This window comes from Chloroflexota bacterium (assembly GCA_014360905.1).
In the GTDB taxonomy this organism is placed as follows: domain Bacteria; phylum Chloroflexota; class Anaerolineae; order UBA2200; family UBA2200; genus JACIWX01.
The window spans coordinates 52,429-66,000 of the sequence record JACIWW010000015.1 but is presented as its reverse complement, the minus strand read 5'-3'; the positions used below and the strand labels follow the sequence as shown (position 1 = coordinate 66,000).

Here is a 13,572-nt window from a genome sequence, read left to right as displayed (position 1 = left end):
GCCAGATCGGCCATAGGCGGTGCTCCTCCTGGTGCAGTTGTTTCCACAATTCTTTTACCACAGGAGCACCCCCTTTTGTCAAAATCGCCTGTACCACCTGGTAACGATCTGTTGGCGCAAGCGCATTTTGGCAAATTTGACATCGTAGGCTCTTTGTGCTAATATTTTGGTGCGTCATCTGCTGTGTTCGTGATGCGCCAGAGGTTTTGAGCCAACACTTGATTCATTTGGGGATTGGGTTCCTCTAGGAGCTGTAGTAACCCATCAGGGTGAGGCAAAACCGCTGAGGTTAGATCCCCACCTGCGAGAGCAGGTTCGAAACTAAAGCGCACACGGCATGGCGGAGACGCTTTTTTCGTGAGCAGTCACCTTATCTACTACATTCTCGCGCAAGGAAAGTTGCATGAGAAGGGACAGAGTTGCCGAAGACATTTATACTTTCAGCAGTGACATCTATGCTCAGGTCACCGCTGGCATCATTCTCACTTCGGAAGGCACGATCGTCATTGACACTCTCCCTTTTCCCCAAGAGACCCGGGAGATGCTTGCCTTCATCAAGCAGCACAGCAAAGGTCCCATCCGCTACGTAATCAATACCCACTATCACTCCGATCACACTAATGGTAATTATCTATTCCCTGAAGCAGAGATCATCGCTCATCGTCTATGTCGCGAGACCTTGTTGAAATGGGGGGAACAGAGCCTAGCAGAGGCCAAGAAAGAGACTCCAGCTTTGGCTGAGGTCGAACTCCGTTTGCCCAACATTGTTTTTGAGCACGAGATGTTTATCCACCTGGGCACCCGCTCGCTCTATCTCATTTCTCTACCAGGCCACACAATGGATTCGATCGGTGTAATGATCGAGGAAGATCGCATTCTATTCGCTGGAGACTCCGTGCTGCCCGTGCCCTACATCGTCTGGGGTGATCTAGATGCCACAGCCCAATCGCTGCGCACCGTGCGCGCGCTCAAACCTGAAAGCGTGATACAGGGGCATGGGGTATTACTGCTAAAGGGAGAACTCGCTGAAGAAATCGAATCAAGCCTACACTACCTGCAGGCAATTACCGAGAAAGTGCAGAAGTTGGTAAAGGAAGGCGCCCCCGAATCTGCTCTAGCGAGCATTGACATCGAATCCTGCGGCAAATCGCGTGTTCCACTCGATGGTCTGGTGCAGTACCTACACCAGGAAAACCTCATCGCTCTCTACTCGCAGCTCAAGGAGAAGATGGAGCAAACAAAGAAGCAAAGCAAAAAGTAAACCCTACCCCTCGAAAAAGCAGCCTGAAAGCGCTCAAAGCCTCACCCTTCGATGACTTTTTCAATTGGATGCGCAAACATAATGCGCGTGGTCACACGAAAAGATAACTTCTTCCAGAATTCCAGATTATCACCAGGCACAGTAACTGCCAAGTTCGTTGCGCCACGTTCCTTGAATCGTCTTGCGGTCTCGCGCACCAGTGCTGTACCGATACCACGTCGCTGATAAGCAGGGTGCACGGAGACCAGGTGTATGAGCGCTTTGGAGCCATCGTAAACGCCACGGCTCAAGCCCACCGGTTTGCCATCCTCTTCCGCAACCAGAAACACTGCTGCCCGGCATTCGTGCACCCGCAGCATGGCCTCCGGGCCCTCTGTGGCCGGATCTCCATATTGTAAATTCGCTTTCAAAATCTCTACTAGTGCCTCTGCATCCTCTGGCCGAAAGTCCCGGATAATCATAATCCCTCCTACGTTTTCTCACCCTCAATTCTACAATGGAGTGTAGGCGCTGTCAACTTTTGCCAATGCTCGACACCCATTTTTGGTCGGTGGCGAAACAGGATACTTGCACCTTGCCGCTGTCAATTGCCGATTCGGAACCGTTTAGAATGCTCCCAACTGGCAATGTCCTATACGCACTCCCAATCCCTCCGCTGCATCGCTTACCTGCTGTCGGGACATCTGTAGATCCTCGGCGATCTGCCAGGCAGCAATACAGGACAACTTGCCATCCTTGCCTAACGCGGCTCTGATCGCCGCAGCGAGTTGCGGTGGCACGTCAGGCATTGGTCTGACGCGGCGATGCTTGCCCTCTGCCTTGGAACCGTATCCGAAGAGGCCCAATTGACATTTGGACAGCCGCACGCCCAGTTCATCCGCCGTCTGCCCCACCTGCAATGGCTCCACGCTCAAACGCTGTGCGATAGCAAAAGCAGATGCGCAAGGCAATTCTCCTTCCATCAATGCTTTGCGAATGGCTTCGGCGATCTTCTCCATGCTTTCCCTCCTTTTGGACTGCTTGCTATGCTACAGTATAATCCTTTGGTGTGCAGTTGCCAATTTGAGCGGTTGGCATTGATGCCAAGAGCTACGAAGTGCGCAAAAGTCCTGTGTCCCGCTTCGTGCCATTTACTTATGAGGAAGGAGCCCGCTGCATGCGCATCTTGATGCTATCCTGGGAGTACCCGCCGCATATTGTGGGGGGCTTGGGTCGCCATGTAGCCGAACTCGTGCCTGCACTAATCCAAGAAGGAGTAGAAGTACACTTAGTCACCCCGCGTTGGGCTGGTGGCGAACCAAAGGAAGAGGTTGATGGGCTTACAGTGTACCGCGTGGATCCGCCTGACGTGCCCATGCCCGATTTCTACACCAGTGCGTGGCAGACCAACATTCGTCTGGAACAAGTAGGTGGCGCTCTTTGCCAGGAAAAAGGCATTGACCTGATTCACAACCATGAGTGGCTGACCGCCTTCAGTGCCACTGCCTTGAAACGCAATTTTCGCATCCCCTTGCTCAGCACTATCCACGCTACGGAACAGGGACGGGCGCGAGGCAACCTGGTTACAGATATGCAAAGGGCTATCCACAGCGTGGAATGGTGGCTGACTTACGAATCTTGGCGCATCATTTGCTGCTCCCAATACATGGCCACTGAAGTGATCAACTACTTCAAGGCGCCAGCGGACAAGATAGACGTTATTCCCAACGGCGTAAGGGTAGATCGCTTCCAACACCTGGAAAGGGCGGACTTGTCTCGCTTCCGCAGCATGTACGCATTGCCGGAGGAGAAAATTGTCTTCTACGTGGGGCGCATCGTCCACGAAAAAGGGGTACACATCTTGATCGAAGCCGTGCCTCGCGTGCTGGCCGAAAACCCTGCCGCCAAGTTCGTCATTGCCGGTACAGGCGACCTCATTCCTGCACTACGCGCCCGGGCTTGGGACCTTGGCGTTGGCGACAAGGTGCTGTTCACCGGCTTTATCCCCGATGAGGACCGCGATCGCCTGTACAAAGTAGCTTCTTGCGCCGTCTTTCCGAGTCTGTACGAACCATTCGGGATCGTTGCTCTCGAAGCCATGGCGGCCAAAGTGCCGGTGGTGGTCTCCTTGGTCGGTGGCTTGCAAGAGGTGGTGAAACATGCTGAGACAGGCATCACCGTTTATCCGGATAATCCCGAATCGCTGGCCTGGGGCATCAACCACACCCTGTCCCGTCCCGATTGGGCTGCACAGCGTGCGGAAAATGCCTACCGCGTGGTGCGGGAAGAGTACAATTGGCAGCGCATCGCGCAACAAACTATCCGCGTCTATGAGCGCGTCATTGCGGAACGTGCTAAGGTAGCCTGGTAGAGAAACTGAGCCACTGTCTATGCGCCTCGACCTCCACGTCCACACCTGCTACTCTTATGACTGCGCCCTCTCACTGGAGAAACTATCTGCCGTTGTACGACGCAAAGGGCTGGATGGCGTAGCCATCCTCGACCATGACGAAATCGAAGGCGCTCTTCGCCTAAGAGAATGGGCGCCATTCAAGGTTATTGTGGGAGAAGAGATCGGCACGATGCACGGAGGCATCGCCGCCTTGTTCATTGAGGAACACATCCCGCCCCATCTCAGTGCAGAGGAAACCATCGCGCGCATCCGTGAGCAAAAGGGACTGGTTTTTATCCCCCATCCCTTGGCACGGGGCGTGCCAGGGAAAATCGAGGAGCGCAAGCTCTACGAGATCATCGAGCAGATTGATGTGCTCGAAGGCTATAACGCACGAGCCCCTTTCGCTGCCGATGACCAACGCGCTCGCGAGTTGGCGGCACGATATGGATTGCCTGTAGCTGCCGGCTCCGATGGGCATTTTGCCTGTGAAATTGGGCGTGCCTGGACAGAGATGGACAACTTTCAGACGCCGCAAGAATTCCTGGCGAACCTGCAGCGTGCCCGGCTACACTACACAACCAAGACCCCGTACCTTGTTCCCGCGTTGACGGTGGCCTCCATTGCTCCGCTGACGGCATGGCGTCTGTTGCGCCAAATCATTATTAGAAGAAAGCAAGGCGTTAGGGACGCCCACTGACCTACCCTTATTCGCACGCCCAATCGATGCTGGGGAAGGTGTCAGGGGATGAAAGTACGATGCCTTGCTCGGATAGCACGGTACATAAAAGCAGCACCGCCTGCTCGGCTACTGGTGCACAGAAGCCAGATTTGCCAGTCGTCTCAAACCGCGCACGTATCGGAGCGCATTGGGTCGTACCAAATGTTGTCAGGAAACGCTCGCGGAAGCGCGCTGCCAACTCACGCGCTACCGCCTCATCCTCTCCCGGACGGGTACGCCCGTACAGCGCCCCAATGATCATCACCCCCGCGTTCAATGCACCACACAATTCCTGACGCGTGCCACCCAGACCACCAGCGAGTGTGCTGGCCATCTTGACTACAGGAGGGGGAATTTCTCCCAGCAGATACCCGCCCACGGCGAGCATAACCGCCTCAGCTCAGTGATAGCCTTGGCGCATTAAATCGCCCGCGCGAATGGCTAGTTCGGTTTCGATGGTGGGCCTAGACGATAACTCCATTCAGTACGATGCTTTATCGTGAATTAGCGGGTAACTGCCCCGCTCACAAGCCCTACCCCTGCTGCCCCAACGCCAAAGATGGCGCCGATGATGATAGAGATAATGAACAACGCAACCCAACCCACGACCGCTACGATGATGGCCTGCCCCAGCTCCAAATCCAACCCTTCACGGATGGCCATGATGCCGGCAATGAGAGCCAGAATGGCACCAATCAGTGACGCCAGCGCTCTCAGGCATGGAATGAAGCCAAAGATACCCAGCAACCGCGGCGCGTTAGCATAACCAATCACGCGCAGCATGTTCTCCACTGTGCCCTTGCTCTTGAACATGGCCTGCCCGATGAAATGGGAGACACAAGACCACACGATCCAGCCTAGAATGCCACCGATCACCCCTGAGAAAAAGACCAGCACTGGTCGATGGGAGCCAACTGCGGAGCCAATAGCGGACAGCACCGAAGACACGGCAACCACAATCGCTGCTTCGGTAGTCGCGTTTGGATCGGATTCGATCTCCTTGAACACGGGAAAATCCAACCTGATGATACGGATAATGCGCTCGACCATTCTCGCCCCCCTTTGAAGTTGTTTAACCGATTCTACCACCTTTCCCATGCCCCGTCAAATAACAAAGCGACCACCTACCACATTGCTGCGTTTGCGCATTTTGGGCGTTTATCATCGGGGAAATTGACAGGGCTGCCGACTTGCCTATACTTACCCTATGGACGTTATTCCCTGGCTTCTCGAGCCTGATAATCCGTCGGTACGCTATCTCACGCTGCGCTACCTGCTGGCACACCCCGAAGATGACACTGAAGTGCAGATGACCCGCTCCGCTATCGCTAGTTCCCCACTCGCGATGCATGTTTTCACCCGACAAGCCCCTGGCGGTTATTGGGGCGATCCCATCTCGCCTTACCTGCCCAAGTACAAATCCACCTACTGGACACTGATGCTCCTAGGCAACCTGGGTCTGCACAGGACAGAGAAACACGTGCAACGAGCAGTGGAGTATATCTTCTGCTTTCAACAACCTGAGGGTGGCTTTGCAGAATTTGGCGAAGAGGGCGCATGGCGTGAGTATCGTTATGTCACGCAGCGCAGGCAAGGGCACGGCAAGCAGCCCCATGAACCGCAAACCTTGGTGGCCGACCTAGTACACCAAATGACCCTCTCCTGCCTCACCGGAAACATGGTTGCCACCCTCTTTCGCCTGGGCTATTGTGACGAACCACGCCTATGGCGGGCAGTGGATTGGTTGGTGAGCATTCAGTATGGCGATGGCGGCTGGCTATGTCCATATTGGAAGGCACACGTACGCGATAGACACTCTTGCTTTCATGGCACGATTTGCGCCCTGGAGGGATTGGCAGAGATACCTCCTGACAGGCGCTCATCTCAGGTGCAGCAAACATTGGCGCGGGGAGCAGAGTTTCTGCTCATGCACCATCTGTACCGCTCTGACCACCATGGTTGGCAAGTAATCAATCCCAAATGGCTAGAGTTGACTTTCCCCTGGTTCTGGGGATACAGCATACTGCGCGGACTGTGGGTGCTAACAAGGCTAGGGGTGAGCGATGAGCGCACGGAGGATGCACTGGCGGTCCTGCGTGAGAAGCGGCGAGGCGATGGCAGATGGATACTGGAGAGAGCTCCTAGCCCAATGCAGGCTACTCTGGAGAAGAAAGGACAGCCCAGCAAGTGGGTGACACTGAAAGCGCTTGAAGTGCTGCACAGCATCTGAGCGCTGTCAGAAACCTGGTTCGACCGGGTACTGGCACAATAAAACCTCTGATCTTTGACAAAAACAAATTCTTGTGCTATTATATGAATAACTGCTCATATATTCACATAATCCTTCGGGTAGCAAAAATATGGAGTCAGAAATAGACCGTTGCGAAATCGAATACACCGATGCAGAAGGGGTTCGTCGGGCGCAGGCACAACTGGTGGATGAGGGGACCGCTGCCCAACTGGCCAACTTTTTCCAAACCCTCAGCGACCCTACCCGCGTGCGCATTATCTCCGCCCTCGCCACAGGCGAGCTATGCGTCTACGACCTAGCCGCTACGCTAGGCATAAGTCAGTCAGCGATCTCGCACCAACTGCGCATCCTGCGCCAACTGCGGCTGGTCAAGCGGCGCAAGGCTGGGCAGTTGGCCTACTATACCCTGGACGACGAACATATCTCGACCCTCTTCCAACAGGGATTGGACCATGTGCGGCATGGTTAGTGGCGTTCAGTGAACTGACTGTTGGAAGACGGCAACACACTGAGTATGAGGCGAACAAATGACAACCATGCAACAAATCACTTTACCCATCACCGGGCTGGACTGCATAGACTGTGCACGCACTCTGGAAGACGGGGTAGCCCAACTGGAGGGTGTGCAAGCAGCGGAACTGAACTTTGCCGCAGCCAGCCTGGCAGTACAGTTCAATACGCAGCAAACAAATCCAGCGCAGATCATCGCGAGGATCAAAGAACTAGGCTACGACGTCGCTTTGGGCGACGAACTCGTCTTTGAACTTGATGAGTTGGACTGCGCCGACTGCGCTGCCAAACTTGAACGGGCTGTCGCCGCTTTGCCCCATGTGATCGAGGCACAGGTGAATTTTGCCACAGCGCAGATGCGCGTGCGAGGCATTGCTGGTCAGGACTTGCCGGAGATGGTCATCAGGCAGGCAGCAGATCTGGGGTATGCGGCGCGATTGCGTTCACCCACAGTTGGACAGATGAAGACGCCAAAGCACAGTTGGCGCTCCTACCTGGTTCAACAGCAGCGCCTGATGCTCACGATTGCTTCAGGCTTCTTCTGGGCAGTAGCCTTCCTGTTGCGTATCATGGGCGCGACCGAATCGCCCGTAAAGATAACCTATTTTCTGGCCATACTCTGCGGTGGGTATCATGTCGCCAAGAGTGGCTGGGCGGCACTGCGCACCACACGCAGCCTGGACATGAACGCGTTAATGTCCATCGCTGCCATCGGTGCCATGGCCATTGGCGAATGGGCGGAAGGAGCCACCGCCATGTTCCTGTTTTCCCTGGGCAACGCATTGGAAACGCTGACCATGGATCGAGCGCGACAAGCCATCCGTAGGCTGGTGGAACTATCGCCAAAAGAAGCCACCCGGGTGCATGGTGATCACGCTGACCGCGTTCCTGTGGAGCAACTGCAAGTTGGCGACCTCATCGAAGTCAAGCCCGGCGAGAGAGTAGCGATGGATGGCATCATCGAAAGTGGAGTTTCCACGCTGAACCAGGCGCCCATCACTGGCGAATCCACCCCCGTAGATGCTCAACCTGGCACACCGGCATATGCAGGAAGCATCAACGGCAGTGGAGCCCTGTTGATACGCGTAACAAGGCTTGCTTCTGACAACACCTTGGCCCGTATTGTGCGCATGGTGCAAGAGGCACAGACGCAGCGGGCGCCAGCGCAACGTTTTGTGGACACTTTTGCCAAGTACTATACCCCGGCGGTTATCACACTGGCCGCGGCTATCGCCATCGTACCCCCGCTGGCTTTCCGTGCGCCGTTTTCCCTCTGGTTCTACCGCGCCTTAGTGTTGCTGGTCATCTCCTGCCCCTGCGCATTGGTTATCTCCACGCCCGTGGCCATTGTTTCAGCGATTTCCAATGCTGCCCGTCACGGCGTTTTGATCAAGGGAGGCATGTACCTGGAAGCGATTGGGCACATTCGGGCTGTGGCCTTTGACAAGACAGGGACCTTAACTGAGGGAAAAGCCGCTGTTACGGATGTGGAGTCTATCAACCTTCACACAGCCGATGAGGTCCTCGCCTTGGCTGCCTCCATCGAGGCACACTCCCAACACCCGGTCGCGCAAGCCATCTACAAAGAAGCCCAGCATCGTGGTCTCGAGCTAATGCCCGTGAGGGATTATCAAGAACTGACCGGCTTGGGCGGTCAGGCGCGTATCAATGGGCGAATTCACTACGTAGGCAACCACCCTCTGTTCTGCGAACGCGTGCCCCATGTGGAGCAAATCTGCCAGCGCATCGCACAACTGGAAGCGGAAGGCAAGACCACAATCCTGGTGGGAAGCGAGGAGAATGTACTGGGTATTATCGCCATAGCCGACCGAGTGCGGGAAGCCAGCCCAGGTGTGGTGCAGGCATTGCACGACTTGGGTATCGGACAAACCGTACTGCTCAGTGGCGACAACGAACGAACCGCGCAGGCCATAGCCAAAACAACCGGCATCAGCCATGTCCAAGCCAATCTGCTGCCGCAGGACAAAGTGCGCGCCGTGGAAAGCCTGCTGGCGGAATACGGCACTGTGGCCATGGTGGGCGATGGAGTGAACGACGCGCCGGCGATGGCGCGCGCGACCGTTGGCATTGCCATGGGCGCCGCTGGCAGCGACGCTGCATTGGAGACCGCGGACATCGTGCTCATGTCCGACGATCTGTGTCACATCCCTTATCTGATCCGTCTAGGACGACGCACCGTGCAGAATATCCAGCAAAACATTGCCCTGTCCCTAGTCATCAAAGGACTCTTTCTGGCATTGGCCCTAGCGGGCTTGGCCACTCTCTGGATGGCTGTTTTTGCTGACATGGGTACGTCCCTCATTGTTATTTTCAACGGCATGCGCCTGTTGCGCGATTCGTGATGGAGGATGAGATATCCGCAGTGTCCGCAGCAGTCCAGATACGCAAGGGATTGCGCTTTGATCCCGTCAGTACGGTGCGCGAATTGGAGCAATTCGTACAAGCGGAGGTTACGCGGCTGAACAAACGCGGTGTGGTCCTGGGACTGAGCGGAGGGCTCGATTCAACGGTCTGCGCTTATCTGTGCGTACGTGCTCTGGGCAAGAAAAGGGTCCTGGCGCTCATTTTGCCCGAACGAGATTCAGACCCACAGAACATACGGGATGCCGAACTCGTTGCACAAACACTAGGGCTGGATACGACCCGCATTGACCTGACGCCCATCCTGACCCAAATGGGCGTCTACGGGTTGATCTCAAAGGAAATGGCTGCCAATCGGCGTGTTCTCGAGTTGGGTTTACGGTGGTTGGCTCGTCTCACGCGGCAGCCATCGGCGTTCAGCCAGGGGCTGGCACTGCTCTATCATTCCCATCCCAATTGCTGGGAGCGACTTGCGCACAAACTGCTCTGGCGACCTGTTGCTCATGTCTATGCCTTTGCCATCTCTAAAGTCCGCCTGCGCATGATCCTTCTCTACTACCATGCCTTTCTGAACGACTGCTTGGTAGTAGGCACAACCGATAAATCGGAATGGAGCATAGGTTTCTACGATAAATATGGCGATGGAGCGAACGATATTGCCTTGCTGCGCCACCTGTACAAAACGCAAGTGCGTGAACTAGCACGTTACCTAGGCGTGCCACTGCAAATTGTGAACAAGGCATCCTCAGGCGATTTAGCCGCCGGACTACCGAACGAAGCGCTCATCGGTCTAACTTACGAGCAACTGGATGCGGTACTCTGGGGGATAGAGCAGGGCCTGTCCGACGAGGATATTGCCAGGCAGGCTGGAGTCAAACCAGCGATGATCAAAGCGGTGCACAGGGCAATGCGCGCGGCACGCATCCGCGATGAACTTCCAGCGTATTTGTGATCGAGCATACATCAATAACCGGCTTACTTGAACGCATTGGCATGCAGTAGCGAGATATTTTGCGGTCAAGTCATGCCGAAAACAGGGAATAGGCATCCTGATAGGATGCCCATTCCCTTTATCTACGCCAAACCTCTATGGGACGCACGTAAAAAGAAGTGAGCAACGCACCATAGCCTGTCCGCATCAACACCTCATCATCATCCACAATGTGCACATCGAGCTTAGAGCACAATGCATTGGCATGCGGGCAACTGAATTGTGTGAATCCTTGTGCCAAATGGGAACCAATCAGGCTGATAAGCGATGACAAAGCAGCACTTTTTCGAGTGACCCAGGCGATCATGCTGATGCCCTTCGAGAGGCTGCCCTTGTCGGGCACTGCCCCGTCCACGCGGTCGCATATTCGGGCTCGTACACGTAAACTGCCTTCACAGTCTGATCTGCTGAACCTAGGTATTCTGCTATCTTTTGAGCCAGGCCGTAACGCAAGTACTCACAGACAGAGCAATCTCCGCCGCGCAGTGCTTCGAGAACCTGCTCCTGATTCTTGTACCCTGTTTTCTGCGCACTGAAATCTAGTGCATATTCCATCATACTTGCCATACCAACATCGTCGGATATGAGCGCAATTTTCTCTGTGATTTCTGTTGACATTTTCCATACCTCCTAAAGATTTTGTGATTTAGATGATGCATGTAACCAACCGCGTGATTCCATCGCCTTGACCACACGATCAACCGCGATCATATAAGCTGCATGGCGCATGTATACACCTCTGATCTGAGCCATCTCTAAAACGCTTTGAACAGCTCTCGTCATTTTCTGCTCGAGCCCGGCATTGACCTCTTTTGCATCCCAATAGTAGTTCGTCGTGTTCTGCACACTTTCGAAGTAGGAGCAAATCACACCACCCGCATTACATAGAATATCTGGGATAACAAAGATCTTGCTTTTCGCCAGTACCTCATCAGCCTCAGAAGTGGTTGGCCCATTGGCTGCTTCAGCCAATACCTTGACTCTGTTGCTAATCTTATGCACGGTCTCGCCTGTGATGACTCCTTCAATCGCCGCAGGGATAAGCACATCTACCTCTTGCGATAGCCAGGCATCGCCGTCTTCAACGAGATAGCCAGCATTCTGCGCTTTTTCAATGTCAATAGTGCCATACTTATCCGTAATGGACTTGAGAAACCATGGATCTATGCCGCTTTGCTTCGTGAAAGTGTAAGCCTGTCTATCCCTGGGTGACCAGCATGAGACCGCAATGACCTTGCACCCCAACATCTCAATCAAACCAACAGCAGTATGCTGGCTGACATTGCCAAAACCTTGGATGGATACTGTACAGCCTGTTGGATCAATGCCCAAGTGTTTGAGTGCTTCTCGCACAGCTATGGTCACGCCAAAACCAGTGGCGCCAGTTCGTCCTTCACTTCCTCCAACACTCAGTGGTTTGCCAGTCACAACACCAGGGGCATATCCGCCCACTAGTCTGGAATACTCATCCATCATCCAGGCCATCATTTGAGGAGTAGTACCAACATCCGGAGCAGGGACATCCCAATTGCTGCCTATGTTTTTCCATACCTGGCAAACCCAACCACGGCACAACCTCTCCAACTCGTTTGTTGATAACATAGTCGGATCAACCACGACCCCTCCTTTGCCTCCGCCCAAGGGGATATCGGCTACCGCGCACTTCCAAGTCATCCACATCGCAAGGGCACGTACAGTGTCTATATTTTCAGCTGGGTGAAAGCGGATGCCACCCTTGGCCGGACCGCGGGCCCAGTTGTGTTGCACACGAAAGCCATCAAAGACACGCAACGAACCATCGTCCAGACGCACTGGGATGCGAAAGTGAATTTCCATCAGTGGCCAACGCAATATCTCCCGCGCTTCGTGCGAGAGAGCAAGTAGGTCGGCTACTTCGTCAAATTGCCTCTGCGCCAAAGTGAACGGGTTCACTTCTGGTCCGTGCCTCGCCTGCTTTCCTTCAGGACGAAGCTGTTTAGTCTTCTCTGGCGTTGAAACGACACCAGACACCGGTTTATGAGTTGTTTCTATAAACTCCGTTGCAATCAAATCTCCCACGCTGTTCTCCTCCTACACTGGTAGAGCGAATCGCAATATCATGACCTCAACCCCATGTGCAACAAACTATGAGCACTGGCTCTTGACCAATCGCGCTTCACACTATTCCACCTCAACAATAGCATAAAAGCCATGAGATTCGCATAAAAACATGATTCCAAAAATAAAAAATTCATAAAAAAGACGAGGCTTGCCAGCATTGGCAAGTCTCGCCTTTAATCCAGAATATAGGTTGTCGGAAGGGAACAGGCTAGTTGGATTGTTCAGTAGGACAAGCGAGCATATAGCCTACGCCAGGTGTGGTGAGAATGTATCTAGGGTTGGCTGGATCTGGCTCAATCTTGCGACGCAGGTATCGGATATAAGCCCTGAGGTAGTCGATATCGTTGCGGTATTCAGGCCCCCAAACAGCCGTGAGGAGTTGTTCATGCAACATGATGCAATTTGCGTTCAGGGCCAACCAACATGACAACGCCCATTGTTTCATTGCCAGAAAACAGAGGAAAGGCAAGAACGCTCTTGGGACAATCACAGTCGAGCATTGCTTGACTGAGGTAAGCACGATTCTGTGTGCTCATGTCTGCCATTGCCTCGGCTACCGCCTCTGGCGTAGCATATAGCCTAGCCTGACCAGAGGAAAAGACTTCGCCCGCAATGCCCTCATCAACCTGCAACTTGATTCGATAAGCGGGATCCATGTCATAGCCAATGGCGCACTCCGCCACTAGTTGGTTAGGTACTTGCCGATGGAGGAACAGTACTATAGCATCAGATTGCTCGAAAATGTCGTGCAGACTCTCCAAGATCGCTTTGAGCAGTATCGAAAAATCTGCACTGTGGGCAATGCCTCTGGTGAAATTGCGGAAAGCCAAGAGTTCTCTCTTCTCTTTTTGCTCCTCAACTTGATCCATAGCCTTTGTACGCCCTTGTGTTCTGCAACTGCCACTTCGCATGGCTACGCCTTACATGACTCCTGACCATAGAGGTGCTCTTCTATGCAAGTATACCTTAGATTATTCGGTTCTGT

General features: G+C 54.1%; 15 protein-coding genes and 1 other RNA gene. 8 read left to right on the top strand and 8 right to left on the bottom strand.

Annotation, left to right across the window (positions count from 1 at the left end):
• The first annotated feature begins 172 nt into the window (after positions 1-172).
• Together ssrS and H5T67_07885 are read left to right on the top strand one after the other, a co-directional pair.
• Positions 173-350: non-coding RNA, 6S RNA (ssrS, locus tag H5T67_07890), on the top strand.
• A 53-nt stretch (positions 351-403) separates the two neighbouring features.
• Positions 404-1,261 carry an MBL fold metallo-hydrolase gene (locus tag H5T67_07885; GenBank protein MBC7245242.1) on the top strand — a complete coding sequence of 286 codons (858 nt, stop codon included), beginning with the start codon at positions 404-406 and terminating at the stop codon, positions 1,259-1,261.
• A gap of 41 nt (positions 1,262-1,302) precedes the next feature.
• Here the strand turns inward: H5T67_07885 and H5T67_07880 are convergent, their stop codons facing one another.
• On the bottom strand, positions 1,303-1,722 hold the full coding sequence (locus H5T67_07880; GenBank protein MBC7245241.1) for a GNAT family N-acetyltransferase: 420 nt from the start codon (positions 1,720-1,722) through the stop codon (positions 1,303-1,305).
• Positions 1,723-1,866: 144 nt separating this feature from the next.
• Positions 1,867-2,259 (bottom strand): hypothetical protein, encoded by a 393-nt coding sequence (locus H5T67_07875; protein MBC7245240.1) that lies wholly within the window; start codon positions 2,257-2,259, stop codon positions 1,867-1,869.
• A 158-nt stretch (positions 2,260-2,417) separates the two neighbouring features.
• Between H5T67_07875 and H5T67_07870 the strand changes: the two genes are divergently transcribed.
• Entirely contained in the window at positions 2,418-3,611 is a 1,194-nt protein-coding gene (locus H5T67_07870; GenBank protein ID MBC7245239.1) for a glycosyltransferase family 4 protein, read from the top strand.
• Positions 3,612-3,630: 19 nt separating this feature from the next.
• Positions 3,631-4,332 (top strand): PHP domain-containing protein, encoded by a 702-nt coding sequence (locus tag H5T67_07865; GenBank protein MBC7245238.1) that lies wholly within the window; start codon positions 3,631-3,633, stop codon positions 4,330-4,332.
• Positions 4,333-4,339: 7 nt separating this feature from the next.
• On the opposite strand, the gene H5T67_07860 is transcribed toward H5T67_07865, so the two are convergent.
• Together H5T67_07860 and H5T67_07855 are read right to left on the bottom strand one after the other, a co-directional pair.
• A complete protein-coding gene (locus H5T67_07860; GenBank protein ID MBC7245237.1) occupies positions 4,340-4,732 on the bottom strand; it encodes a C_GCAxxG_C_C family protein in 393 nt (130 codons plus the stop codon).
• A gap of 125 nt (positions 4,733-4,857) precedes the next feature.
• Positions 4,858-5,403 carry a YIP1 family protein gene (locus H5T67_07855; GenBank protein ID MBC7245236.1) on the bottom strand — a complete coding sequence of 182 codons (546 nt, stop codon included), beginning with the start codon at positions 5,401-5,403 and terminating at the stop codon, positions 4,858-4,860.
• 157 nt (positions 5,404-5,560) lie between these two features.
• Here H5T67_07855 and H5T67_07850 point away from each other — a divergent pair, with 157 nt between their 5' ends.
• The 4 genes from H5T67_07850 (at position 5,561) to nadE (ending at position 10,448) form a co-directional block, all read left to right on the top strand.
• Positions 5,561-6,583, top strand: a complete 1,023-nt coding sequence (locus H5T67_07850; protein MBC7245235.1) for a hypothetical protein — start codon at positions 5,561-5,563, stop codon at positions 6,581-6,583.
• A 130-nt stretch (positions 6,584-6,713) separates the two neighbouring features.
• Entirely contained in the window at positions 6,714-7,073 is a 360-nt protein-coding gene (locus H5T67_07845) for a winged helix-turn-helix transcriptional regulator (GenBank protein ID MBC7245234.1), read from the top strand.
• A gap of 58 nt (positions 7,074-7,131) precedes the next feature.
• Positions 7,132-9,477 carry a cadmium-translocating P-type ATPase gene (cadA, locus tag H5T67_07840; GenBank protein MBC7245233.1) on the top strand — a complete coding sequence of 782 codons (2,346 nt, stop codon included), beginning with the start codon at positions 7,132-7,134 and terminating at the stop codon, positions 9,475-9,477.
• A gap of 20 nt (positions 9,478-9,497) precedes the next feature.
• Positions 9,498-10,448: an NAD(+) synthase gene (gene nadE / locus H5T67_07835; protein ID MBC7245232.1), complete on the top strand. Its 951-nt coding sequence runs from the start codon at positions 9,498-9,500 to the stop codon at positions 10,446-10,448.
• 342 nt (positions 10,449-10,790) lie between these two features.
• Here nadE and H5T67_07830 read toward each other — a convergent pair whose 3' ends face one another.
• From H5T67_07830 to H5T67_07815, 4 genes are all read right to left on the bottom strand, one after another.
• A complete protein-coding gene (locus H5T67_07830) occupies positions 10,791-11,105 on the bottom strand; it encodes a hypothetical protein (protein ID MBC7245231.1) in 315 nt (104 codons plus the stop codon).
• Positions 11,106-11,117: 12 nt separating this feature from the next.
• Positions 11,118-12,419 carry a Glu/Leu/Phe/Val dehydrogenase gene (locus H5T67_07825; protein MBC7245230.1) on the bottom strand — a complete coding sequence of 434 codons (1,302 nt, stop codon included), beginning with the start codon at positions 12,417-12,419 and terminating at the stop codon, positions 11,118-11,120.
• A 376-nt stretch (positions 12,420-12,795) separates the two neighbouring features.
• On the bottom strand, positions 12,796-13,032 hold the full coding sequence (locus H5T67_07820) for a winged helix-turn-helix domain-containing protein (GenBank protein MBC7245229.1): 237 nt from the start codon (positions 13,030-13,032) through the stop codon (positions 12,796-12,798).
• Positions 12,971-13,456, bottom strand: a complete 486-nt coding sequence (locus tag H5T67_07815) for a GAF domain-containing protein (protein MBC7245228.1) — start codon at positions 13,454-13,456, stop codon at positions 12,971-12,973. Before H5T67_07815 ends, H5T67_07820 begins: the two co-directional genes overlap by 62 nt.
• Positions 13,457-13,572 lie beyond the last annotated feature (116 nt).